Source organism: uncultured Marinobacter sp., assembly GCF_913055835.1.
Classification (GTDB): Bacteria; Pseudomonadota; Gammaproteobacteria; order Pseudomonadales; family Oleiphilaceae; genus Marinobacter.
Genome location: NZ_CAJXKQ010000005.1, coordinates 52,504 through 74,902, shown reverse-complemented (window position 1 = coordinate 74,902; position 22,399 = coordinate 52,504). Strand labels below are relative to the sequence as shown.

Here is a 22,399-nt window from a genome sequence, read left to right as displayed (position 1 = left end):
TGTCGCTCCACCAAAGATGAGGGCAAATCAACGCCTTTGCTGAGGTGTATATGTGTCCCCCGTTTTCCGATCCGGATCAACGACTTTACGTTCGAAATGCCACGCTGGCGGATATCCCCGGCATCATCCAGCTCAGCCGCCGTGTTTATGAAGGCACGGGCATGTACGGCTACACCAAGGGGCCGCTGACAGGCCAGATCAACACCTTCCCCGACGGTCAGTTTGTCGCCATGCTCGGCGATACCGTAGTGGGTTACTGTGCAACGTTCCGGATCGCCGAAGAGATCGCCCTGGCTGCCCACGACTGGACTTCCATTACCGGCAACGGCTACGCCTCACGCCACGACCCGGAGGGTGACTGGCTATACGGGATGGAAGTGTGTGTTGATCCGGAATGCCGCGGCTACCGCATCGGGGAGCGGCTATACAACGAGCGCAAGCAGTTATGCCAGGCCCTGAGTCTGCAAGGTGTGGTGTTTGCGGGCCGTTTGCCGAGCCTGCGCCAGCGGCTGAAGAAGTATACGAGCGTCGAAGAATACGTGGAAGCCATCCGAAGCAAGGAACAGAAGGACCCGGTGCTGTCCTTCCAGCTGCATCAGGGGTTCGAGGTGCATGGCATCATTCCGCATTACCTGGACGCCGATCATGATTCCATGGGCTATGGCATTCATCTGATCTGGCGAAATCCGAAGGTACCCCAATCCGAGAAAAACGGGCGCAGGAAACGCTACGGTCAGCGCATGCGGGATACCGTGCGAATCGGCACCGTTCAGTACCAGCAACGCCCGGTAGCGTCGTTCGACGAATTCAGCGAGATCGTCCGGTATTTCGTGGATGTCGTGTCCACCTACAAAGGCGACTTTGTGGTGTTTCCGGAGCTGTTCACCCTGCAATTGCTTTCCATTGAAGCCCGAAAGGGCAGCCCCGCCGAGACCTTTGCCGCGGTCGCCCACTACGCGGAGCGCTATCGCGAACTGATGCGGGATCTGGCGCTGCGCCACAACATCAACATTGTCGCCGGCTCCACGCCGGTCCGTGAGGAAGACGGCACCATCCGGAACATGGCGTACGTGTTTCTCAGGGATGGCCAGGTGTTCAGCCAGCCCAAGATCCATCCGACGCCCAACGAGGCCTTTTGGTGGAACGTGCAGGGCGGCAACCGGGTCAGCGCCATTGAGACCGACTGTGGCACGATTGGCGTGCTGATTTGCTATGATGCGGAGTTCCCGGAATTGACCCGCCACCTGGTGGACCAGGGCGTGCATATCATCTTTGTGCCTTTCTGTACCGATGAGCGGCAGAGCTACCTGCGGGTTCGCTATTGTTGCCAGGCCAGAGCCGTGGAGAATCAGGTTTACGTGGTGCTGTCCGGCAACGTCGGCAACCTGCCGAATGTCCCTAATATGGAAATCCAGTACGGCCAGAGCTGCATCCTCACACCCTGCGACTTTCCCTTTGCCCGGGATGGCATCGCCGCCGACACCGAACCCAACGTGGAAACCGTCGCTTTTGCCGATCTGCGCCCGGAAGTGCTGATCACCGCCCGCAACAGTGGTACCGTGAAAAACCTTCAGGACCGCCGGCACGATCTGTACAGCGTGACCTGGCGTGGTGAGTGAATCGAGTCGACAGGAGTGTCGTTTTGCCCGGTAAAGGGTCTGTAAAGCCTGAATGTATCGGCCGTGGGCTTATTTGGGCCGCTGGTGTGGCAATGGTGGCCTGGCCCCTGGCGGTTGCAGGTTGGTCTTTCGCCATTGAAGAGGGTTCGATGGGCATGGCATTGCCGGATATCCAGTCCGGCGGCTGGGAAGTCACCGGCAGCCAGGCTGATATCAGGCCCTCTGTAACGGCCGACAGAGATTCCGCGACCATCGAATTTGCCCCCTCCTCCCTGATTATGACGGATTATCTGGCGTACACCGGGGCGGAGCAGCCCTTGAAGCTCAACACGCTGCGCACAGACCTGAGCAATTCCACCGTTACATTGGACTACGGCGCGTCAGGCTCCTGGGCAGACCGCATTGCGATTGACGGCGATATCGCCGTTTCTGCCGCCCGTGTTGAGCATCCGATCCTGGTGCCGCAGGCATGGAACTTTGAGGGATGGGCAGAAGGTCGCCTTTCCGAACTCCGCGTCCAGGGAACCTTGGTTTCTGACTCTGGTTTCTCCGCCGATCTCGACGTTCAGCTTGACCCCGATGGCGGCGTTTCGGTTGCTATCGAGTCTGTTATCGACGGTAAACAGGGCGTTCGGGCCCTGGCAGACACTCTGTCTGGCTGGCCGGATCTTCTGACCGTCGATTCCGGCAATGCCCGTCTGTCGATGGAAGTCTCTACCGGTAAAGGCGGTGAGCTCGAAGCCACTGGCAGCGCGGAACTGAAGGATGTCGGGGGTGTATTCAACCGCACCGCGGTATCCGGTCTCACTGGCCAGGTGCGTGGATCGCTGGATGATTCCCGGATGACGGCCCGTTTCAGAGACATGACTGTCGGCGAGATCAATGCCGGAATCCCGGTCAGCTCGGTTCGCTTTTCCGGGGACTACAATGCGCCGGTGACTGAACTACTGGCGGGGAGCCTGGATGTTCACCAGGCCAGAGCCCGATTCCTGGAAGGCACACTCAGAGTTCCACCTGCCCTGTATGAGTTGGGAGGTGGTTCTGGCCGTATCCCTGTGGAGGTTGAGGATGTCTCCCTCAGCCGGCTGACGGCAGTGTATCCGGCGGAGGGTCTGTCGGGGAGCGGGCTGCTTCGCGGGCGGATCCCCCTGGGTATAAGCACCGACGGTGTGCGGGTTAGTGAGGGTAATGTCTCGGCGATCGATCCTGGGGGGCGTTTGCAGTTGCCGGCGGACAAGCTCCAGGCAATGCTCGGTGGCAACCAGGCCATGGATATCGTCGTTCAGGCGTTGCAAAACTTTCACTATTCGGTGCTTAACAGCACGATAGACTACGATGAACAGGGCAAGTTAACCCTTGGCCTTCGACTCAAGGGGAAGAACCCGGAGCTGAGGGGTGGTCAGCCGGTCGTGCTCAATGTCAATCTTGAGGAAGACATTCCCGCGCTGCTGACCAGTCTGCAGTTGAGTGGCAGGGTAAATGAAGCCGTTACCAAGCGTGTCCGGGAGTTGCTGCAGGAATCCGGTGAGGAGACAGCACCATGAGAATACTGTTGAAACCTCGGTGGCCTGAAAGGTCGCCGTTGGCAAGAACACTGATGATAGCGATGCTGCCGCTGGCAATGGCTGCCTGCACACCGACAGTGCAGATGGCGGCACCGAAGGAGCCGATTACGGTCAACCTGAACGTGAAAATCCAGCACGAAATCTACGTGAAAGTGGATAAGGAAGTGGATGACCTGTTCAGCGAACAGGGCCTGTTCTGACTGTGTGCGGAAAGTTTGAGAGGTTGAAGATGAAACGATTGATGCAGATGTTTGCGCTGGTTCTGGCGTTCGGTATCAGCGCCTCCGTGCTTGCCATGGGGCTGGATGAAGCCAAACAGAAACTGGACTCGGTCAAGCAGCAGGGGCTGGTTGGGGAAACACCCACAGGCTACCTGGATGTGGTGCGCGCCGAAGGGCAGGCCAGGGAAGTGGTGGAAGCCATTAACAGCGCCCGTCGGGATGAGTACAAGCGCATTGCCGAGAAACACAACATTCCTGTCACCCAGGTGGAGACGGTTGCAGGCAAGAAGGCGATTGAGAAAACACCGACCGGACAGTATGTGCAAATGGGCGGCAAGTGGGTGAAAAAGTAGCCCGAGGTGGCCAGGTGCAAGCCCCGGTTACCGTTTAACGCTCTTTTGCCTTGGTTTGCCGCCTTTTGGCCGTTTGCCCGAGGCAGGTTTTTTGCCAGGCGCGGGCCTGCCTTTCGGGCCGGGCCGCCGGGCGCCGCCGGGTTTGCCGGGTGCGGATGCAGAGCCAAGCTTGTGACTGGACTGTGATTTTGCCTTCGCTCCGGGCTTCTTTTTCGCCGGTTTTCCAGAGCTGGGTGGTGCCTCGGAAGACGAATCCCGGATGGCATCGAAAAGCCCGGCCAGTTCTTTTTCGGTCAGATCCCGCCATTGGCCTACCGCAAGCCCTTTCAGGCTCACGTTCATGATCCGGATCCGTTCCAGTTTGGTAACCTCGTAGCCAAAGTACTCGCACATCCGGCGGATCTGGCGATTGAGTCCCTGAACCAGGGTGATCCGGAAGACAAACCGTGACTCCCGCGACACCTTGCATTTTTTCGTCATGGTTCCGAGGATCGGCACACCATTGGCCATACCCTCGATAAATTCCCGGGTCACAGGCTTGTCGACGGTAACCAGGTACTCCTTTTCGTGGTTGTTGCCCGCCCGCAGGATTTTGTTGACCAGGTCACCGTTGCTGGTCATGAAGATGAGGCCCTGGGAGTCCTTGTCCAGGCGTCCGATCGGGAAGATGCGTTCGCTGTGCCCCACAAAGCGCTGGATATTGTGTTTCTCGGCGCTGTCCGTGGTGCTGACAATCCCGACAGGCTTGTTCAGTGCAATGAACACGAGGTCTTCTTCAGCCCGTGGCTCGATCACCTGGCCGTTCACCTTGACCGTGTCACCCGGAAGCACCTGGTCGCCCACGGTTGCTCGTTTACCGTTGATGTAGACGTTGCCTTGCTCGATATAGCGATCGGCCTCCCGGCGGGAGCACATGCCGCTTTCGCTGATGTATTTGTTGAGCCGGGTGGAATTGCCAGTGGTCATCGGGTGTCCGGTTGCCAGTGAGAATGTCGGGCATCATATCAGTCTGGAACCCCGGTCGCAGCAGGGGTGGTTCTTTCCGGGCGTCTCTGCCATTCTTTGCGCCTATCCATAAAACCAACAAACCCTGAGCCGCCATGGAAAAGACACGCATCACCATTGTTGCCGTTACCTGCATTGCCCTGTTCTTCCTGACCAACTACCTGTTCCGGTATCTGATTGGATTTACCGGGGTACTGGCGTCACTGGTCATAGCTGCCCTGATTGCGGTCTACATGAGCTTCTCAGTGGCTCGGACCCTTGAGCGTTTGCCGATGCCGGAGGAGCGTTCGCGGGCGCTGTGGATCTATGGCGGTTTTCTGGGGGCCCTGTTCGTGGCTTTCGGGGCCTGGATGTTCCTGGATGCCGGCATGGATGCAGTCACCCTCGCCACATTGTTTGTTCACTATCTGCCCTATCCGGCACTTGCTCATGCCCTGCTATCAGACAAGGCCGTCGGACTGTTCCTGAAAGAGGATCGTTCTGGCGGATGAATTGTTATAGTATAACATTTTGATTCCTAGAGGAGTGCCTCCGGCGCCATGGCCCAACCTATTCCTACCAGCCTGATACTTGGTTTTCTGGGTGTCGGTAAAACCACCGCCATTCTGGATCTTCTGAAAAGCAAACCGGAAAACGAGGTCTGGGCGGTTCTGGTCAACGAGTTCGGCGAGGTAGGCATTGATGGCGCCATGCTGCAGACGGAAGGCGCCTTCATCAAGGAAATACCGGGCGGCTGCATGTGCTGCGTTGCCGGCCTGCCGATGCAGATAGGGCTCAACCAGCTGATTCACAAAGCAAAGCCCGACCGTCTTTTGATTGAACCGACCGGGTTGGGTCACCCCTCCCAGATTCTGGACACCCTGACCAGCGAGCACTACCAGGATGTGCTCGCCATGGGCCCTGTGATCTGCCTGGTGGACCCTCGGAGGCTCGAGGAGCCGAAGGTGCTGGGCAATGTGCAGTTTCGGGATCAGGTGGCTGCGGCGGATATTCTCGTTGCCAACAAGACTGATCTCTGCACGCCGGAGCAACTGACTCTTTTCGATGAGTGGGCCGCAGAACTGGAACCCGCCAAGCGAGCGATTCACCACACGCGGTTTGGGCATCTGGCACCGGGCTGGCTGGACGGCCAATCGGATGCCTTGCCGGTGACCGACCCGGAAGCTCACCATCACCACCAACATAAGACTGCATCGCCGGCCCCCGCTATTGATGATGAGCCCTGGCAGCAGATCACCAATCAGGGGCAGGGGCACTTCAGTGTTGGCTGGCGCATACATCCGGAACTGATACTCGATGAGAACGCATTGCTGGTGATGGCCATGGACTCGGCCTTTGTGCGCTTCAAGGCTGTCGTTCAGACCGTGGACGGCTGGCGGGCGATCAATGTGGTGGATGGAGCCCTGACCGTTATTCAGGGTGAACCGCAAGCGTACAGCCGGGCAGAGATCATCGCGTCCGATCAGATTGACGCCCGGGAACTCGATGCCCGCATGCGGGCGGCCGCGGGACTTGATCCAAGGTGAGAGCGTGAGTCTTTGTCCGGTATGCGAGCAGGGCAGCCTGTCGGCTTTCCGGGTGGTGAAGGCCCAGCGTTACCTCCGCTGTGATGTCTGCGAAGCCACGGTGCTGGATGCGTCCTGCCGGTTATCGCCGGAGCAGGAACAGGAAATCTATCAGTTGCATGATAATGACCCGTCTGACCCGGGGTACCGGAAGTTTCTTTCGAAACTGACAGAACCTCTGCTTGAGCGCCTGCCATCGGGTGCCCATGGCCTTGATTTCGGGTGCGGCCCCGGCCCTGCACTGGCGCAGATGCTTGAAGTGGAGGGCATGGCCGTCAGTCTCTACGATCCCTACTTTTATCCATCAGCAGTCGCCCTCGATCAAACCTACGATTTCATCACCTGCACCGAAGTGGTGGAGCATCTTTACGCGCCGGCTGGAGTGTTCAGGGAGCTCGATCGAATGCTGAGGCCCGGTGGCTGGCTGGCCGTGATGACCTGCTTCCAGACGGATGATGACCGGTTCGACAACTGGCATTATCGCCGCGATCCTACCCATGTGGTCTTCTACCGGGAATCTACCTTCAGGTGGCTCGCCAACCGGTTTGGCTGGCAACTGGAAATACCGAGAAAGGATGTGGCTCTGTTCCGGAAGCCAGCCTAGGGCTCATTCGGCGAGCACTGGGGTAGCGCAGGGCAGTGTTCTGCGGATGTGGCGCCGTCATGATCGAGCAATTCCGATTGGCCAAAGCGATCTGGTGCCAGAGCGGCGGCGCATCTGGCCGCCCGGGCCGCCTCACTTGCGCAGTTGCTCGCCTGCAGGGCGAACGCAAGATTGTTCCAGCCCTCGGCGAATTCCGGAAAACGTTTCACCGTGCGGAGAAAATGCCCCGTTGCCTCGTCTTTTCGGCCCAACTGCCAGGCCAGATTGCCTCTGGCCATAGTGGCTGCCGGTTGGTCCGGCCAGGTGGACTCCGCCGTCTGGTAAGCGGTACCGGCCGCGAGGGTCCGGCCCGTTGTCTCCAGATCATGGGCTGACTGCAAAAAACGCAGTGGTTCCGCGGTGGCCGGCACCCGGCCCGGGGGCAGGATGGTCACGGCCCAGTTGCCGGCCCGACCCCAGGTATTGCTGAAAACCTCGAGATCAATCGGCTCGCGCTTGCGGGTGTCGGTATGGAGGATGAGGTCCCGCTCCATGGCGTCATAACCGATCACCACGGCGAAGTGCCATTGCGGCCACCAGTCGAATCTCAGATTCTGCATGACCAGCACAGGGTTGCCCGAAGAAACTTCTTCAAGAAGGCTCTCGAGCTCGCCATCCAGAGGGTAGACCAACATACCGTGGGCCCGGGCGGCCGCCACCATTTCAACCTGGAGCGTGCCTTCACGGCCCGGGATGTAAACCAGCTCCTTGAGCACGTCCGGGTCTGTCTGAAGTCCCTGGCTGTTCAGCATCATGGCCAGTGAGGCTGGGCCGCACTGGTATCGTTCCTGGGGATAGAAGGGCACGTCTTCCAGAACCTTGCGGTCGGCAAACGGCTGCCCCGCTTCACCGGGACTCCCGGTCGGCCATTTGGGAGCGCTGGCGCAACCGGCCAGAAGGCTGACCAATAGAATCATGGCCAGCCTGCCGGGTGTTGCTGCAATGCTTGAAGAACTGACTGCCACGGCCCGTCGCTATCGGATGCAGTTAACGAACGGGAAGACGTTGGTGGCGCAGAGCATATCGGTGACAATAAACACCAGCAGGAACAGCACGATAATGCCGACCACATCCTGGCCTGCCGGGGCCTCGGCAAGCTGGCGTTCGAAATCCGCCAGTTCCGCGGGCGTGAGGTTCTGAATGCGTTCTTTTACCTGATCCTGGCTGACGCCCATGTCGGCCAGCTTGGCTTGAACGTCCTGTCGTTCGAGCATGCTGATCAACTGCTGTCGGTCGAGTTGTACCTGCTGTTGCCCGATCATTTCGCCGGTTCCGATCATGCCGGCGGTGGCTGTTGCCGACCAGACCGAGCCAAGGGCCATCAGCATGGCCATGAAAAAGGAAACGTACCTCAGGTGCTTTCGAATTCCTGACATAGGTCACTCCTGTTGTTGGCTACTTCCGGTGTAGCGGTTTTGGGTTCCGTTACTCTGTCCGGACGATAGACCAGGCCGTTACGTTCCCTCAACATACGAAATGTTCAGGAATCACAAACCTGAAGTTTCCGTTCGGGCCAGTGGAGTATAGCTGAGCGTGTCATCATCCGCGTTGCAAGCTCGGGGTAGGCCTGCCTGATGACATTGGCACCGAACTCGGCCAGGAACGCTGATTTCAGCTCTGCCCGGGCTTTCTGGGTGCCCGGCTCCTGGTAGGGCGCGGAGCACAGAAGCAGGAAACCATCGTCCGGAATCCGGCCGCTGTCCATGTTCTTCTTGATGATTCCTGCTGCCTGGCGGATCGGATGAGACAGATCCGGACTGTAGGGGCCAATGATCAGGGCCACGTTCGGCGCGTGCAGGAAATCAAATCCCCTGCCGAGGCAGATCACCCATTCCCGGTGTTCTATGTTCAGTTCCCGGTCAAACCGGCGAATCTCGTTGATATGCCGGAGATTGCCCTCAACCAGCGGCAGCAGATCCCGTTGCACCGGTTCCGGCATGTCCGGGCAGAGAGCCGCAATCTCTGAGGCCATTTCGCCAAGTCGGTCCAGCGGGATTGCGGACAGGTCCAGCGTGTGCTCCGGGCTGCCATGAAGAACCAGGGCATCCTCGTCGCTCTCGAAGCCGCACACCAGCGGGTAGACCGTGCGGTGGCCAGTGCCGAACAGCTTTTCCACCTGGCTGCGGATCTGGAAGGCATGGCTCATGGCGGCATTCCGGTCACAGTCAAAGCCGGCGCAGCCCCGCTCTTTGGCGCCTTTCGAGTAGTGGTAGGTGATGATGATCAGTACCCGGCGGCCCTGGCTTACCGCCTGCTGAACCGTGTCGGCCAGCATGTCGCCCAGGTAGGGCCAGCCCAGCTCGAAGATGCCGCCGAGGTTCCGGAATGGGTGGATGACACCCAGCGGTGTTTGGGTCACGTAGGGCAGGTGAATGCGACCATCCATGCACTTCATGGCAATGATCTGGGTATTGTGCTCCGCCAGGTAACGCTGTCTCGCCAAGTGGTTTTCCGGGCTACAGAAACTGGCCGAGTGGGCCCGGCTAAGCTCCATCAACCAGTCGATTCGCTCTGAGATCGGGCGGGCATGGACGGGTGTTGTCATGGCTTGATCCTGTAATGTTCAGAAGGTCGACAGGCCGGTGGCCTCCATAATCCGGTAGCGCCAGTAGCGAAGCCTGGATTCATCGGCCCAGCGCTCGTAGGGCAGGCTCATCACCGGGTCGTCACCGGGGCCTTTTTGCCATTGCTCATCAAAGAAGCGTCGGGCTCTGATGGCAACCGGCGACTGCTCCGCCACCGATACCCACACATCGGTTTCCAGGTTCAGGTCGTCCAGATTGCGCCGGGTAAAATTGGCCGATCCCAGCAGAAGTTCTGTTTCCCCGTTCACTCTTCTCAGCATCAACAGCTTACTGTGACACTGCTCGCCCAGGGTATTACACCAACGTACCGGAATGCCTGCACGAACCAGTTCCATGGCAACCTGTCGGTTCGGAATCCCACTTTTCTGATGACCAAAGGCTTCGTTGTTGGCATCAAGCAGAACCCGTTGCGCCACACCCCGGTCGGCCGCAGCCATCAGGGCTTCGACAATGTCGCGATGGGAGAGGTAGAACATGGCCAGATCCAGTTGATCGCCCGCCGCCGCCTCCCGAATCATCGCCAGTGCCTGGTCGAGGATGGCCGATTCGGTCAGCACGGCTATCCTGGGCATTTCGGGTACCTCGGGTTTTGTCGTGGCATCGGAAGCCTGGCTAATCTTCCTGTCGATCATCGTGGTGTCTGCTCCGGACATGGCGAGCACGGCACGCTCGCTTTTCAGCAGATCAATCACCGCCGGGCCCTTGAAACTCAGCCCCAGGTTGCTGTGCCGGCTGCTGCCGTCGTGGGGGTTGGCTGATGTCACAATGGCTCTGAGGGAACCGGCCTCATCTGCAACCAGAACCTTTCGATGGTTGGCCTTGAAGTTCAGCAACGCGAGATAGCTTCTAACGGTGACGGGCCTGGTGCCCAGAGCGTTGTCCAGCCAGCCTCCGTCCGGGTTGTTTTCAAACCACTGACAACACAGGCGCCAGATCGATGACCAGGCAGGGTTACTGTCCCTGAGTGGGCGAAGCGCGGTTTCCACAACCGGTATGCCGCCATTGCGCAGGGCTTCAAACCAGGGTGAGACAGTGCCGCCATACATGGTGTTCAGAGGATCGGAGATCACCGTGATGGATAGCTCCGGTTTCTCTGCCTTTCTGGCCAGCAGGGTCTCGGTCAACTGTTGGGCAAGGGGGCGGTGAATCACGTCGTCCGGTTTGGTGCTGTTGAACAGAAACATGTCGACAAGAACGAATTCGTCCGCCTGTTCGATAAGGCGGAATATCTCATTAAAAATTTCATGATCTTTTACTTCCCGGCCGTCCTGGTAGTGACGGGTGACATCCGTCAGCAGGACCGGTTCTTCCAGCGGCACCGCATTACCCCGATAACTGAGGCCGGCCGGCAACGGCTTTTGGGTGTGGTAGATGCCGATGCCGGCCAGAGTAAGTAACAGCAGGAGAATCAGTAACTTCAGTGTCATGTGTGTATTTCCATCATCCCTGAGGTAAACGACGGCATAACTATACGTGACCTCTCTCTCAGGTAAACAAACACTTACAAAAAACACTCCGGCAGTTGTATCGCAGTTACGCCACGCTTTCTAAACTAGCCAGATCAACCATTTATAACAAAGTTGCCTGTGAACGCCATATTCTCTCTCTTACCACGCCTGTTCAGTCTGCGGGCCGTTGTTCTCGTTCTGGCCGCTGTGTTTGCCCTGTCGGGCGACCAGCTTGCCCTGGTTGGCTGGGCCGATCGGGCACTGTTCAGCATCCTCGGCGTGCCAGACGGCTCTAACCCCTCCACGATTGTCCCGCAGGAGGCATTCGGGCCGGCCATGGCTGATCGGGGCCTTTCGGAACCACTGTGGTCCGATATGGCAGTGACCGCAGGGCTGGCAATTGCGGCACTGTATCTGGTGCTTGCTATTCCGGCGATGGGCGCAGCCGTTTCCCTGCCTGTCACTCTTTTGCTTGGCGGCTCGCTCGTGGTGATCCAAGCCGCGTTGATGTTCTACCACAACGCTTGGGTTCCGTTTGGCGTGGTGCTCACTTTGCTGGTGGTTGGTTATGTGGTGATGCTGTTCTGGCTGCAGCCACGCAAACACATCCGTGCACTGACAGACAATGTGCGCGATGCGCGGCTGAAGCTGGCAAAGGTGTTTCTGCAGCAAGGTCATACAGACGAAGCCCTCGAAGCGCTGGATCGCTGCCCCGACTGTGAGAGCGAGATTGAGCTGCGATACGACATTGCCATCCAGCAGGAGCGCAAGCGCCAGTACGATAAAGCGGTCAGCACCTACCGCAGTATTCAGGAACGCAAGAAAGGTTTTCGGGACACCGCCGCGAGGCTGTCAGCACTGGAGAAGCTCGCTCCGGATAACTCGTTGGTGCAGGCCGGCAGTTTCGACAACACCCGAACCCTGTTGATGCCGGAACCGTCAGTGAGTCGCCCGACCCTCGGGCGGTACGAGATCGAGCGGGAAATTGGTCGTGGTGCCATGGGTGTGGTCTATCTGGGCAAGGATCCGAAGATTGCCCGAACCGTTGCTATCAAGACCCTCAGCTACCAGGCGTTTGATGATGGCCAGCTGCAGGATCTCAAAGAACGATTCTTCCGGGAAGCGGAAGCCGCCGGGCGCCTGAGTCACCCGGCTATCGTCACCGTGTATGACGTTGGCGAGGAGGCAGACCTCGCCTACATTGCCATGGATTATGCGAAAGGGCGCCCGCTCAGCGAATTCGGCAGATCCGGCCGGTTACTGCCTCTGGCCAGGGTGCTGGATATTGTTGCCCGCGTGGCAGACGCACTCGCCTATGCCCACAGCCAGAAAATTGTTCATCGCGACATCAAACCCGGGAATATTATCTTCAACCCGGACTCTGGCGACATAAAGATCACTGATTTCGGCATTGCCAAGATTTCCGATGACTCGCGAACGCGCACCGGCGCCGTGATGGGCAGCCCGTTGTACATGTCGCCGGAACAATTGAAGGGCCAGAAGGTCACCGGCGCCTCCGATATCTACAGCCTGGGTGTGACCCTTTACAAGCTGGTGAGCGGGGAAACGCCTTACCAGGGCGATACCCTGGCCAACCTGACCTACCAGATTCTCAACAAACGGCCGCGCAGCGTCCGCGAGTTCAACGCGGATCTGCCAAACGGCGTGGTCCGTCTGATCAACAAGGCCATTCAGCGCGAGCCAGACAAGCGCTTCGCCAGTGCCGCCACCATGGCCGAGGCCGTGCGTCGTCTGGCTGTTCGCGAAGCGGGCCAGGAGGTGTCCTGATGCAGTATCACGTTGCAGGCCAGAGTCATCGGGGAGCTGTTCGGGAGTCGAACCAGGACGTTGTCGACTGGCGCATCAACCACGCCGGGGATCAGGCGTTACTGGTGGTTGCCGATGGCATGGGAGGGCATCAGGGGGGTGAGGTCGCCAGCCGTCTTGCGGTTGACGCGGTTATCGAATCCCTGGAACCCGCCATCGCCGGAGCCTCATCCGACACCACAAATGATGCGATTCAGGAAGATCTGGAGCGGGCTTTCGCGCTGGCCAATGAGCGAATAGTGAGTCGCCGTTCCGGGGACCGGAAACTTGAAAAGATGGGCACCACACTGGTCGTGGCCTGGGTGAGTGGCAACCAGGCGCATATAGCCCATGTAGGCGATTCCCGGTGTTACAGCCTGCGAGATAGCGAGGCAGTGTGTCTCACGCGGGACGACACCGTCGTCCAGAACATGCTGGAGGACGGCAGCATTACAGAGGCTGATGTGCCCAATGTGCCGTTCCGGAATGTTCTGACCAGAGCAGTGGGAGCGGTAGAGCAGGCGGCCCCCAGTTATCGGTGTGACACTCTTGAGCAGGGGGATGTGCTCCTGCTGTGTTCCGATGGGCTGACCGATTCGGTCCCGGAATACCGTTGGCTTGAAATCCTGAAGGAAAGTGACGGCATGGAGCGCACGGTTCAGGCACTGATTGATGCTGGCCTGGCAAACGAGGCCGGTGACAATGTGTCTGTGGTATTACTGACGTTGGAGTATTGAGGAAACTGACATGGCTTCGCTTTCGCAACTGGTGGATAACGTGGTTGTTAACACCTTTGAACTCGGCCGACCGGAAACCCGCATTGGCAGGCGCCCGGACAACGACATCCAGATCGATGAAATTTCTGTGAGCGGCCAGCATGCCCTGATAGAGGCGGTGCCCAATGCCTATCTGGAAGGGACGGTGGATTACTACATCACCGACAGCAACAGCACCAATGGCACTTTTGTGAACGAGCTGCGGGTTGCCGACCGACAGCGCCTCAACAGCAACGACATGGTGCGCATTGGCTGGAACGAGTTCCGTTTTATCGATGAAGAAGAGCAGGCACTGGAAAAAACCGCCTACATCCTCGACTGACAGGAGCGGACAGTACCCGTTTTACCGGATCCGGTCCTGGACATATCGGCTGAAACGGGACAGTAACGAGGATGCGTCGGGCGCTGGCTTCACGCCTGCGATCAGGGCCTCCGCATCCAACCCCTCCCTGATCAGATCCGGCGCCTGTACTTTCAGGTAGGCACTCATAATGGCGTCGGTGAACTCCGGATGGAACTGCACGCCCCAGGCGCAGGGGCCAATTCTGAAGGCCTGGTGCGGCTCGAACCGGTTACGCCCCAGCAGCACCGCGCCTTCGGGCAGGCGCAGTACCGATTGCCGGTGCGTCAGCTGGGCCGGGAATGTTGTCGGAAGCTCGCGGAACAGGGCATCCGAGGCCGCTTCGGGGAGAAGCTCAACCTCGTGGGTGCCGGTTTCCCGGCCATTCGGATGATAACCGGCTTCCCCGCCCAATGCGTGGGCCAGTAACTGATGTCCGTAACAAACGCCGAGCACCGGAACTTCCTCGCTTACCGCTTTTGCCAGCCAATGCCCCGCATTTTCACTCCATTCGGCCCGGTCGCTGACCATGGCAGGTGAGCCTGTCACCACGATGCCGTCCCAGTCCTCCGGGTTGCCCGGCAATTCGCCCGCCTCGGCGTTGGCCACAGTGATGTCCAGCTCGGCTGACAATCCGCGCAGAAACCACTCGTCAAAATCGCCAAACTTTGCCCGAATGTCTGGGTAGGTAGTGCCTGTTTTCAGGACCACCACTCGCGCTTTGCGGGTTGTGGGAGCGTTCTGTTGCATGGTGTTATCTTCCTGCATGGCCGGAGACCAGGTTGTTTACTGCTCTGGCAGCTCGGCGTTGTGAAACACGTTCTGTACGTCGTCCAGCTCGTTCAGCATGTCCAGGAATTTCTCGAACATGGGGATGTCATCACCTTCCACCACCGTGGTGGTTTTGGGCAGGAACTGGATTTCATCCACTTCAAAATCGATGTCTTCAATGGCGTCCACCAGGGCCTGGCGGGCCTTGGCGTATTCGGTGTTCGGTGTGAACACGGTAATCAGGCCATCTTCATTCTCAATGTCGGTGACATCAACATCCGCCTCCATCAGCGCTTCCAGAACGGCCTCTTCATCTTCGCCCTTGAACGCAAAAATAGCGCTGTGGTCGAACATGTGGGACACGGCTCCGGGCGTGCCGATCTTGCACTTGGTCTTGGTGAATGCCAGGCGCACGTCGCCAAAGGTGCGGTTCGGGTTATCGGTCAGGCAGTCGACAATTACCATGCAGTTGCCCGGTCCGTAGCCTTCGTAGCGAGCGGGGGAATAGTCTTCGCCAGCGCCACCCTTGGCTTTGTCGATTGCTTTCTCGATCACGTGGGAGGGCACCTGGTCTTTCTTGGCCCTCTCGATCAACCCGCGCAGGGACAGGTTGGCCTGGGGGTCCGGGCCTCCGGACTTGGCGCTCATGTAAATCTCGCGGCCGTACTTGCTGTAGACCTTGGTTTTCGCCGCAGCCGTCTTGGCCATGGATTCTTTGCGGTTCTGGTAGGCTCTGCCCATCTGCGCTGCCTCTTGGTTCTCTGGAAAAGGCCGGATTTTACTCAACATTGCCGGTTTGGGACAGGCTTATTTGGAGTCCTTGGCGACGCAATTTCTGCTTCGTTGCGCGGTTGAGCTGGAAGCTGGAGGTAACCAGTAAATGAAATTCGGTTAATAAATTGATGAATTTGATTCTGGACAAATTTTGGGCTCTTGGCGCGGGAGTAAACTGAGCTGGTCGTGGCACGAATTGATCGCTACGTAATCTCTCGCAGTTCCCGAAGCCGGGGATGTTCGGGCTTTAAAAGGAGGCTAGACCATGAAACTTGCAACTTTATGCTCCGCGTCTTTGGCCCTGACCCTGCTGATGCCCCTGACGAGCGTCGTGGCTCAGGATGAAAACGGGGACATGGATCAGACCAGGGACCGTCTGCAGACCCAGGATAGGGACATGGATCAGGACCAGGACAGGGATCGCCTGCACACACAAGAGCGCGCGATGGACCAGGACGGTTATCCAATCTCGGGTTATGGCATGATGTCGCAACAGGAGCGAGAACAATTCCGGGAGCGGATGCGTTCGATGACGCCTGAACAGCGTCAGGCGTATCGTCTGGAGCACCATGAGAGAATGAGAGAGCGGGCTCAGGCTCAGGGATTTGATATCGAAGACCTTCCTCCAACCGCTGCCGGCCCTCAAGGGGGCAAGATGAATAAAGATGGCAGCGGCAATATGGGTTCAGGTGGAGGTAGTGGAGCGATGGGCTCCGGTGGCGGCAAAAAGTAGTAGCTACTGGAAGCTCGGTAGAGTTGGACAAATTGGCAGCCCGAGGGCTGCCAATTTTCTTGTGGTTATACGTAATCGACCGGGCGGCGATAGTTGTCCTGGTTCATCAGGTCGATGCCGCACTCAATGTCGCTGACCCAGTTCAGGAAGCGATCAACCATTACCGGCCCCTCGAAGCGCTTGCCGTGCTGGGGCACGATCATCGAAACGTCCATTTCGCGGACCATGTTGGCCCAGAGCCTACAGACTTTCTGGGAGGCGATATAGCGCCTGTGGAAGCCGATCATGCTGGGTATGTGCTTGTCGAAGTCCTTAACGGGCAGGTGATCGTCCTCACCACCTAGCGATGCTCCCAGGTCGCCGGAGAAAAGGATCTTCGAAACCGGGTCGTAAAACTGGAGATTGCCCACCGAATGCATGAAGTGGGCTGGCAGGCACTGCAGATAGGATTCCCCGAATTTCACATTGGCGCCGGCATCCGGAATGCTGACGATGCGGTCATAGACGCTGCCGCTGAGCTGGTTGGTCACATAACTGGAAACCAGGTGCGGAAGGAATCGGGCCCAGAGTTTCGAAGTGACAATTTTCGCGCGGGTATGAACGATCCAGCGGTCGATGGCACCGATAATGTCCGGGTCCTGGTGAGAGGCGAACACATAGTCCATGTCACGGATGTTCATGTAGCGGGAAGCGGCCACTGACAATGGGGTATAAGTCAGGTCACCGCCCGGATCGATCAGTGCTTCGTGTTTGCCGTCGACAATCAGGAACTGGTTGGACTGGACGCCCTCTCCGGTTACCAGGGAATCGAACATCAGGCATTTGTGGTGTCCGTTATCGAACAGGACAATCGGCTCGGCTGCCATTTCGGTCTCCCGCTGAATACAGTGTGGTCCGGCCGGAATGGCCGGATATTGCAAGCTGCGCGGAGATTACAAAATTGACAAAAGCCAACTCTTGCCTCAGGTCAATTCTCTGATATTCCTCAAGTAACGATTTGTTGTTGCCAACCGTCAGGCCAGCCGGGGCACCCGCTTGATCCCGCGGCGTATGCCCTGTTCCAGGGCGCTGCTGACCATCTTCCCGGTGAACGGCACGATGTCTTCAAAGGTGATGGTGTAGTTCACCCGGGTATGGCCTTCCGGGGTGTCTTCAAACCGGATGCGGCCGAGATGGTTGCGTACAGGGCTCATGCTGGTGATGGTGTACTCGATCAGTGAATCCGGCTCGAAGTTGGTCACGGTTTCTTCCAGACCTACCGGCCCGATGCCGATCTTGCGAACGGAACCAATGCCGTTGGGGTCAGCCTGATCGCTGTCCTTGATCCGCTTTACGGGCGCACCCAGCAATTTTCCGAAACGGTAGTGGTCGGCAAACAGGGCGAAAACCCTTCGTCGCGGCACATCGAAGGTTTCATCGATTTCAATGGTGTACATGGCCATGGCCTCACTCTTTTTTCGTTCGATAAACCAAGCCTAACCCCTCGGCTCCTACAACAAAAGTCGTAGAAAGCGGCAGGTTGCAATCTGGCCCACGGCGACGGGTCAGTGCCGTGCAGTATGACGGTAATCTCGGGGCGACTGGCCCATTACCTTCTTGAAAAGTCGCGAAAAATAGTAGGCGTCGTCGTAACCCAATCGTCGGCTGATGTCCGCAAAGCTCAGGCTGCTGGTATCCAGCATCTGGCAGGCTCGCTCTACCTTGAGGTGCAGGAAGTGCTGGATCGGGGAGGTGCCGGTCTGTTCCCGATAGCGGGTGGCAAAGTGGGCGGGAGAAAGGCCGGCAAGATCAGCCAGTTGCTCCAGGCTGATACGCTCATCCAGATGCTCCCGCATATAGTTGTGGATGGTTTCCAGCTCCGCCTGTCGTTCGTGACCGGTCTCGTCGGCATTGATCGGAACTGCAGCCAACAGTTGCCGCAGCCGGTTGGCTGCATGGATCAGGCCCCGGGCCCGGAAACCGGTCTGTCGCACGGATAGCAAGCCGTTGAAGTCAACCAGCAGCCGGGGTTGCCGGCCCAGATGACGAATGCGGGTCGGTCCGTCAAAACCCATGTAATTCCTGAAATCCTCGGCCAAAGGCCCGGTGTAGTGCACCCAGTGGATGGTCCAGGGATTGTCAGGGTCAGCAGTGTAACGGTGATTGGCGCCGGCCGGCAGAAGGAGCAGATCGCCTGCTTCCACCGTGTAGGGTTCTCCGCCAACGTTCAGGAACGCCCGGCCCTCGGTACAGTAGATCAAAAGATTGTCGTGATGGTGTTCCCGGTGCATGTGGTGGCCCACCGCACGGCGATAGTGCCCGAACGCCAGCGGGTAGAGATCCCGGGTGAGTGGGTGGTTTGCCAGCAGTCGAATGATCGGCTCAGGCACCACGTAGCGAATGCTGTCTTTGGGCACCGGCCACTGTGAGGTTTGGGTCATTTCAGGTCTTTTGTTTTTAGGCTTAATCGAAAGATAGTCCATTACGGGCGAAATTTAGTCAATCACCCCTTGGTCGATCCCGTGCTAGCCTTTGGATAAACGTGGCCGCAACCCTGAGGTTCTGGCCGGCTTCCCGCACAACAACAAACAGGGACATCAACATGAAAAATGTACCGCTGTATCTCGCAGGTGAGTTTGTCGATAGCCAAACCAGTGAATGGATCGACGTCACCAACCCTGCCACCAACGAAGTGATCGCCAAGGCGCCGTGCACTACCGATGCGGAAATGCGCAAGGCCATTGAAAGTGCCGGCGAAATGTTCAAGACCTGGAAGGAAGTGCCTGTTTCAGAGCGCGCCCGGGTCATGCTTCGTTACCAGGCTCTACTGAAAGAGCATCACGATGAGATCGCCGAGATCCTGTCCCAGGAAACCGGCAAGACCTTCGACGATGCCAAGGGTGATGTCTGGCGTGGTATTGAAGTGGTCGAACACGCTGCCAACGTCGCCTCCATGATGATGGGTGAAACCGTTGAAAACGTGGCTCGCGAAGTGGATACCCATTCCTGGATCCAGCCGCTGGGTGTGTGCGCGGGTATCACCCCGTTCAACTTCCCGGCCATGATTCCGCTGTGGATGTTCCCGATGGCCATTGCCTGCGGCAACACCTTTATCCTGAAGCCTTCCGAGCAGGATCCGCTGACGCCGATGCGCCTTGCCGAGCTGTTTGAAGAAGCCGGGGCACCGAAGGGCGTCCTGCAGGTGGTTCACGGTGGCAAGGAACAGGTTGATGTACTGCTGACTGATCCCGCCATCAAAGCCGTTTCTTTCGTAGGTTCTGTACCGGTCGGCCGTTACATATACGAAACCGGCACTCGCAACATGAAGCGTGTGCAGAGCTTTGCCGGCGCCAAGAACCACATGGTGATCCTGCCGGACGCTGACAAGCAGCAGGTGATCAATGCCCTGGTCGGCGCCTCAGTGGGCGCGGCAGGTCAGCGCTGCATGGCTATTTCGGTTGCCGTTTTTGTGGGCGAAGCCCAGCAGTGGATTCCCGAACTCAAAGAAGCCATGGCGAAAGTGCGTCCCGGCGCCTGGAACGATTCCGGTGCCAGCTACGGCCCGATCATCTCCGCCAAGGCGAAAGATCGTATCGAATCTCTTATCGCGACTGGCGAAGCCCAGGGCGCCAAGCTGCTGCTGGACGGCCGTGGTTGCACAGTGGATGGCCTGCCGGACGGTAACTGGGTTGGCCCGACGCTGTTCTCCGGTGTCACCACCGAAATGGACATCTACAACGAAGAAATCTTTGGCCCTGTGCTGTCCTGCGTGGAAACCGACACCCTCGGTGATGCCATTGAACTGGTGAACAAGAGCCCGTACGGAAACGGCGTTTCCATCTTTACCAGCTCCGGCGGTGCCGCGCGTCGCTTCCAGCATGAAATCGATGTGGGCCAGGTGGGCGTGAACATCCCCATTCCGGTGCCCCTGCCGTTCTTCTCGTTCACCGGCTGGAAGGGCTCCTTCTACGGTGATCAGCACGCCTACGGCAAGCAGGCGGTTCGCTTCTACACTGAAACCAAGACGGTTACCTCCCGCTGGTTCTCCAGTGAAGCGACCAGCTCGGAAGCCAACTTCTCTATCCAGTTGCGTTAATTGCGTTGAAGGTGGGGTATTTGGGCCGGAACCTGTTTCCGGCCCCTTGTTTTCCCCGCCCAATGCCAAGCCCTCTCTATCTGGAGCGTAACGATGGACTTTAACCTCACCGAAGATCAGCTGGCGTTTCGCGAGGCCGCGAGGGCGTTTGCGGAAAAAGCCATGACGCCCCACGCGGCAAAGTGGGACGACGAGCATATTTTCCCGGTCGATGTGATGAAAGAAGCCGGCGAGATGGGCTTCATGGGGATGTATACCCCCGAAGCGCTCGGCGGCATGGGGCTGTCGCGGCTGGACACCTCGGTCATCGTGGAAGAACTCGCCGCCGCGTGTCCCTCAACGGCTGCGTTTATCACCATCCACAACATGGCTACCTGGATGGTTGCCAGCTTTGCCTCGGACGACCTCAAACAGGAAATCGTGCCGAAACTCGCCAGTGGCGAGTGGCTCGCCTCCTACTGCCTGACCGAGCCGGGCGCCGGCTCAGACGCGGCCAATCTTCGTACCAAGGCGGTGCGCGATGGCGACAGCTATGTAATCAACGGCAGTAAGGTATTTATTTCCGGTGCGGGTGCCACTGACATTCTGGTATTGATGGCCCGGACCGGAGCGCCGGATTCCGGCTATAAAGGCATTTCCACCTTTGTGATTCCCGCGGATGCCGATGGCATTTCCTACGGCAAGAACGAAGAGAAAATGGGCTGGCACAGCCAACCGACCCGGATGATCAGCCTCGAGAATGTCCGCATACCGGCCAGCAACCGAGTTGGTGACGAGGGCGACGGGTTTGCCATTGCCATGAAAGGCCTGGATGGTGGACGTCTGAACATCGCCACCTGTTCCCTTGGTGGCGCCCAGGCGGCCCTTCTCCGTGCCCGTAACTATATGCACGAGCGCGAACAGTTCGGTAAGCCGCTGGCGGCTTTCCAGGCTTTGCAGTTCAAGCTGGCCGATATGGCCACCAATCTGGTCGCCGCACGGCAGATGGTTCGTCTCGGTGCCTTCAAGCTCGACAACGCCGATCCGGAGGCAACACTTCATTGTGCCATGGCGAAGCGCTTCGCCACCGATGCCTGCTTCGAGGTAGTCAACGAGGCGCTGCAGCTTCACGGCGGCTATGGTTACATTCGCGAATACCCGCTCGAACGTTATCTCCGCGACTTGCGGGTGCATCAGATTCTGGAAGGTACCAACGAAATCATGCGTCTGATTGTTGCCCGTCGCCTGCTCGATGACGGTGTGGCTGAGGCAATTCAATAAGCATAAAAATGGGGTCTGATGAAATCGTCATCCGACCCCATTTTCAGTATGAGGAATAACAAATGAGTGACCTGATTCAGCTTGAAAAACGCGGACACATTGCAGTACTGACCATCAACAACCCGCCCGCGAACACCTGGACAAAGGATTCGCTGATTGCCCTGACGAAGATCGTCAAGGAACTGAACGAAGACCGGGATATCTTTGCCCTGGTGATGACCGGGCAGGGCGAGAAGTTCTATTCCGCTGGCGCTGATCTGAAAACCTTCGCCGATGGTGACAAGGCCCGGGCGAACGAGATGGGCCAGCTCTTTGGCGAGGCCTTCTCCACGCTGCAGCGGTTCCGCGGTGTTTCTATCGCGGCGGTGAACGGCTACGCCATGGGTGGCGGCCTCGAGTGTGCCATGGCTTGCGACATCCGTATTGCCGAAGAGCATGCCCAGATGGCCTTGCCCGAGGCGGGCGTTGGCCTGCTGCCCTGTGCAGGCGGAACCCAGAACCTGCCCTGGCTGGTGGGTGAGGGCTGGGCCAAGCGGATGATCCTGTGCGGCGAGCGCGTGAAGGCTGACAAGGCTCTGCAGATCGGTCTGGTGGAAGAAGTAGTACCGTCCGGCAAGAGCCTGGAGAAGGCCCTGGAACTGGCGGAAATGGCGTGCCAGCAGAGCCCGTCGTCCACTGCCCGGTGCAAGACCCTGGTGATGAGCGCCCGTGACGGCCGCAGCCACGATGACGGCTGGCGCATGGAGCGGGAACTGTTTGTTGAGCTGTTCTCCACGGAAGACCAGAAAGAAGGCGTGAATGCGTTTCTCGACAAGCGCAAACCGGAATGGAAAAACCGCTGAAGCCGGCCCGTAAAACTG

The 22,399-nt window shown here is 58.4% G+C and carries 24 protein-coding genes; 14 read left to right on the top strand and 10 right to left on the bottom strand.

Annotated elements, in window-relative coordinates; genetic code table 11:
• Positions 1–50: 50 nt before the first annotated feature.
• The 4 genes from QZ534_RS04810 (at position 51) to QZ534_RS04795 (ending at position 3,758) form a co-directional block, all read left to right on the top strand.
• A complete protein-coding gene (locus QZ534_RS04810; RefSeq protein ID WP_296931979.1) occupies positions 51–1,619 on the top strand; it encodes a bifunctional GNAT family N-acetyltransferase/carbon-nitrogen hydrolase family protein in 1,569 nt (522 codons plus the stop codon).
• Between the two features lie 92 nt (positions 1,620–1,711).
• Positions 1,712–3,163 carry a YdbH domain-containing protein gene (locus QZ534_RS04805; RefSeq protein ID WP_296931977.1) on the top strand — a complete coding sequence of 484 codons (1,452 nt, stop codon included), beginning with the start codon at positions 1,712–1,714 and terminating at the stop codon, positions 3,161–3,163.
• 53 nt (positions 3,164–3,216) lie between these two features.
• Entirely contained in the window at positions 3,217–3,384 is a 168-nt protein-coding gene (locus QZ534_RS04800) for a YnbE family lipoprotein (protein WP_198412823.1), read from the top strand.
• Between the two features lie 29 nt (positions 3,385–3,413).
• Complete coding sequence (locus QZ534_RS04795) at positions 3,414–3,758, top strand: YdbL family protein (RefSeq protein ID WP_296931975.1); 345 nt, start codon at positions 3,414–3,416, stop codon at positions 3,756–3,758.
• 27 nt (positions 3,759–3,785) lie between these two features.
• Here the strand turns inward: QZ534_RS04795 and rluF are convergent, their stop codons facing one another.
• Positions 3,786–4,724: a 23S rRNA pseudouridine(2604) synthase RluF gene (rluF, locus tag QZ534_RS04790; RefSeq protein WP_296931973.1), complete on the bottom strand. Its 939-nt coding sequence runs from the start codon at positions 4,722–4,724 to the stop codon at positions 3,786–3,788.
• Positions 4,725–4,858: 134 nt separating this feature from the next.
• Here rluF and QZ534_RS04785 point away from each other — a divergent pair, with 134 nt between their 5' ends.
• From QZ534_RS04785 to QZ534_RS04775, 3 genes are read left to right on the top strand one after another with little or no spacing between them, the layout of a single operon-like run.
• Complete coding sequence (locus QZ534_RS04785) at positions 4,859–5,254, top strand: hypothetical protein (protein ID WP_296931970.1); 396 nt, start codon at positions 4,859–4,861, stop codon at positions 5,252–5,254.
• Positions 5,255–5,302: 48 nt separating this feature from the next.
• Positions 5,303–6,289 (top strand): GTP-binding protein, encoded by a 987-nt coding sequence (locus tag QZ534_RS04780; protein ID WP_296931968.1) that lies wholly within the window; start codon positions 5,303–5,305, stop codon positions 6,287–6,289.
• 4 nt (positions 6,290–6,293) lie between these two features.
• Positions 6,294–6,932, top strand: coding sequence for a class I SAM-dependent methyltransferase (locus QZ534_RS04775; RefSeq protein ID WP_296931966.1), 639 nt, complete (start codon positions 6,294–6,296; stop codon positions 6,930–6,932).
• Here QZ534_RS04775 and QZ534_RS04770 read toward each other — a convergent pair.
• The 4 genes from QZ534_RS04770 to QZ534_RS04755 all read right to left on the bottom strand — a co-directional run bounded on the left by QZ534_RS04770 (position 6,929) and on the right by QZ534_RS04755 (position 10,983).
• On the bottom strand, positions 6,929–7,888 hold the full coding sequence (locus QZ534_RS04770) for a PA2778 family cysteine peptidase (protein ID WP_296931964.1): 960 nt from the start codon (positions 7,886–7,888) through the stop codon (positions 6,929–6,931). The genes QZ534_RS04775 and QZ534_RS04770 overlap by 4 nt on opposite strands.
• Before the next feature lie 57 nt (positions 7,889–7,945).
• Positions 7,946–8,305, bottom strand: coding sequence for a PA2779 family protein (locus QZ534_RS04765; RefSeq protein ID WP_296932194.1), 360 nt, complete (start codon positions 8,303–8,305; stop codon positions 7,946–7,948).
• Positions 8,306–8,451: 146 nt separating this feature from the next.
• Positions 8,452–9,516, bottom strand: a complete 1,065-nt coding sequence (locus tag QZ534_RS04760) for a carboxysome shell carbonic anhydrase domain-containg protein (RefSeq protein WP_296931961.1) — start codon at positions 9,514–9,516, stop codon at positions 8,452–8,454.
• A gap of 18 nt (positions 9,517–9,534) precedes the next feature.
• Complete coding sequence (locus tag QZ534_RS04755) at positions 9,535–10,983, bottom strand: phospholipase D family protein (protein WP_296931959.1); 1,449 nt, start codon at positions 10,981–10,983, stop codon at positions 9,535–9,537.
• Between the two features lie 159 nt (positions 10,984–11,142).
• On the opposite strand from QZ534_RS04755, the gene QZ534_RS04750 reads away from it, so the two are divergent.
• Genes QZ534_RS04750 through QZ534_RS04740 form a run of 3 tightly spaced genes read left to right on the top strand, consistent with a single transcriptional unit; the run spans position 11,143 to position 13,908 of the window.
• A complete protein-coding gene (locus tag QZ534_RS04750) occupies positions 11,143–12,792 on the top strand; it encodes a serine/threonine-protein kinase (protein ID WP_296931957.1) in 1,650 nt (549 codons plus the stop codon).
• Positions 12,792–13,547 (top strand): protein phosphatase 2C domain-containing protein, encoded by a 756-nt coding sequence (locus QZ534_RS04745; RefSeq protein WP_296931955.1) that lies wholly within the window; start codon positions 12,792–12,794, stop codon positions 13,545–13,547. The genes QZ534_RS04750 and QZ534_RS04745 overlap by 1 nt, the downstream gene beginning before the upstream one ends.
• A 10-nt stretch (positions 13,548–13,557) precedes the next feature.
• Positions 13,558–13,908: an FHA domain-containing protein gene (locus tag QZ534_RS04740; protein WP_064227218.1), complete on the top strand. Its 351-nt coding sequence runs from the start codon at positions 13,558–13,560 to the stop codon at positions 13,906–13,908.
• Between the two features lie 21 nt (positions 13,909–13,929).
• Here QZ534_RS04740 and QZ534_RS04735 read toward each other — a convergent pair whose 3' ends face one another.
• The gene (locus tag QZ534_RS04735) at positions 13,930–14,676 is read right to left on the bottom strand and encodes a glutamine amidotransferase (RefSeq protein ID WP_296931953.1); all 747 of its coding nucleotides are present in this window, start codon (positions 14,674–14,676) and stop codon (positions 13,930–13,932) included.
• A 36-nt stretch (positions 14,677–14,712) separates the two neighbouring features.
• Entirely contained in the window at positions 14,713–15,438 is a 726-nt protein-coding gene (locus tag QZ534_RS04730; protein ID WP_296931950.1) for a YebC/PmpR family DNA-binding transcriptional regulator, read from the bottom strand.
• Positions 15,439–15,736: 298 nt separating this feature from the next.
• Here QZ534_RS04730 and QZ534_RS04725 point away from each other — a divergent pair, with 298 nt between their 5' ends.
• On the top strand, positions 15,737–16,204 hold the full coding sequence (locus QZ534_RS04725) for a hypothetical protein (RefSeq protein WP_296931949.1): 468 nt from the start codon (positions 15,737–15,739) through the stop codon (positions 16,202–16,204).
• Positions 16,205–16,269: 65 nt separating this feature from the next.
• Here QZ534_RS04725 and QZ534_RS04720 read toward each other — a convergent pair whose 3' ends face one another.
• From QZ534_RS04720 to QZ534_RS04710, 3 genes are all read right to left on the bottom strand, one after another.
• The gene (locus tag QZ534_RS04720) at positions 16,270–17,070 is read right to left on the bottom strand and encodes an MBL fold metallo-hydrolase (RefSeq protein ID WP_296931947.1); all 801 of its coding nucleotides are present in this window, start codon (positions 17,068–17,070) and stop codon (positions 16,270–16,272) included.
• Between the two features lie 147 nt (positions 17,071–17,217).
• A complete protein-coding gene (locus tag QZ534_RS04715; RefSeq protein WP_296931944.1) occupies positions 17,218–17,646 on the bottom strand; it encodes an SRPBCC family protein in 429 nt (142 codons plus the stop codon).
• A gap of 102 nt (positions 17,647–17,748) precedes the next feature.
• The gene (locus QZ534_RS04710; protein ID WP_296931942.1) at positions 17,749–18,624 is read right to left on the bottom strand and encodes an AraC family transcriptional regulator; all 876 of its coding nucleotides are present in this window, start codon (positions 18,622–18,624) and stop codon (positions 17,749–17,751) included.
• A gap of 161 nt (positions 18,625–18,785) precedes the next feature.
• Between QZ534_RS04710 and QZ534_RS04705 the strand changes: the two genes are divergently transcribed.
• The 3 genes from QZ534_RS04705 (at position 18,786) to QZ534_RS04695 (ending at position 22,381) form a co-directional block, all read left to right on the top strand.
• A complete protein-coding gene (locus tag QZ534_RS04705; RefSeq protein WP_296931940.1) occupies positions 18,786–20,279 on the top strand; it encodes a CoA-acylating methylmalonate-semialdehyde dehydrogenase in 1,494 nt (497 codons plus the stop codon).
• Positions 20,280–20,372: 93 nt separating this feature from the next.
• Positions 20,373–21,539 carry an acyl-CoA dehydrogenase family protein gene (locus QZ534_RS04700; RefSeq protein WP_296931938.1) on the top strand — a complete coding sequence of 389 codons (1,167 nt, stop codon included), beginning with the start codon at positions 20,373–20,375 and terminating at the stop codon, positions 21,537–21,539.
• A gap of 62 nt (positions 21,540–21,601) precedes the next feature.
• Positions 21,602–22,381, top strand: a complete 780-nt coding sequence (locus QZ534_RS04695) for an enoyl-CoA hydratase (protein ID WP_296931935.1) — start codon at positions 21,602–21,604, stop codon at positions 22,379–22,381.
• Positions 22,382–22,399: the final 18 nt, after the last annotated feature.

Coding starts and splice junctions, on each gene's coding strand:
- QZ534_RS04810 (WP_296931979.1), top strand. CDS start 51: ATGTGTCCCCCGTTTTCCGATCCGGATCAACGACTTTACGTTCGAAAT.
- QZ534_RS04805 (WP_296931977.1), top strand. CDS start 1,712: ATGGTGGCCTGGCCCCTGGCGGTTGCAGGTTGGTCTTTCGCCATTGAA.
- QZ534_RS04800 (WP_198412823.1), top strand. CDS start 3,217: ATGATAGCGATGCTGCCGCTGGCAATGGCTGCCTGCACACCGACAGTG.
- QZ534_RS04795 (WP_296931975.1), top strand. CDS start 3,414: ATGAAACGATTGATGCAGATGTTTGCGCTGGTTCTGGCGTTCGGTATC.
- rluF (WP_296931973.1), bottom strand. CDS start 4,724: ATGACCACTGGCAATTCCACCCGGCTCAACAAATACATCAGCGAAAGC.
- QZ534_RS04785 (WP_296931970.1), top strand. CDS start 4,859: ATGGAAAAGACACGCATCACCATTGTTGCCGTTACCTGCATTGCCCTG.
- QZ534_RS04780 (WP_296931968.1), top strand. CDS start 5,303: ATGGCCCAACCTATTCCTACCAGCCTGATACTTGGTTTTCTGGGTGTC.
- QZ534_RS04770 (WP_296931964.1), bottom strand. CDS start 7,888: ATGATTCTATTGGTCAGCCTTCTGGCCGGTTGCGCCAGCGCTCCCAAA.
- QZ534_RS04765 (WP_296932194.1), bottom strand. CDS start 8,305: ATGGCCATGCTGATGGCCCTTGGCTCGGTCTGGTCGGCAACAGCCACC.
- QZ534_RS04760 (WP_296931961.1), bottom strand. CDS start 9,516: ATGACAACACCCGTCCATGCCCGCCCGATCTCAGAGCGAATCGACTGG.
- QZ534_RS04755 (WP_296931959.1), bottom strand. CDS start 10,983: ATGACACTGAAGTTACTGATTCTCCTGCTGTTACTTACTCTGGCCGGC.
- QZ534_RS04745 (WP_296931955.1), top strand. CDS start 12,792: ATGCAGTATCACGTTGCAGGCCAGAGTCATCGGGGAGCTGTTCGGGAG.
- QZ534_RS04740 (WP_064227218.1), top strand. CDS start 13,558: ATGGCTTCGCTTTCGCAACTGGTGGATAACGTGGTTGTTAACACCTTT.
- QZ534_RS04735 (WP_296931953.1), bottom strand. CDS start 14,676: ATGCAACAGAACGCTCCCACAACCCGCAAAGCGCGAGTGGTGGTCCTG.
- QZ534_RS04730 (WP_296931950.1), bottom strand. CDS start 15,438: ATGGGCAGAGCCTACCAGAACCGCAAAGAATCCATGGCCAAGACGGCT.
- QZ534_RS04725 (WP_296931949.1), top strand. CDS start 15,737: ATGAAACTTGCAACTTTATGCTCCGCGTCTTTGGCCCTGACCCTGCTG.
- QZ534_RS04720 (WP_296931947.1), bottom strand. CDS start 17,070: ATGGCAGCCGAGCCGATTGTCCTGTTCGATAACGGACACCACAAATGC.
- QZ534_RS04715 (WP_296931944.1), bottom strand. CDS start 17,646: ATGGCCATGTACACCATTGAAATCGATGAAACCTTCGATGTGCCGCGA.
- QZ534_RS04710 (WP_296931942.1), bottom strand. CDS start 18,624: ATGACCCAAACCTCACAGTGGCCGGTGCCCAAAGACAGCATTCGCTAC.
- QZ534_RS04705 (WP_296931940.1), top strand. CDS start 18,786: ATGAAAAATGTACCGCTGTATCTCGCAGGTGAGTTTGTCGATAGCCAA.
- QZ534_RS04700 (WP_296931938.1), top strand. CDS start 20,373: ATGGACTTTAACCTCACCGAAGATCAGCTGGCGTTTCGCGAGGCCGCG.
- QZ534_RS04695 (WP_296931935.1), top strand. CDS start 21,602: ATGAGTGACCTGATTCAGCTTGAAAAACGCGGACACATTGCAGTACTG.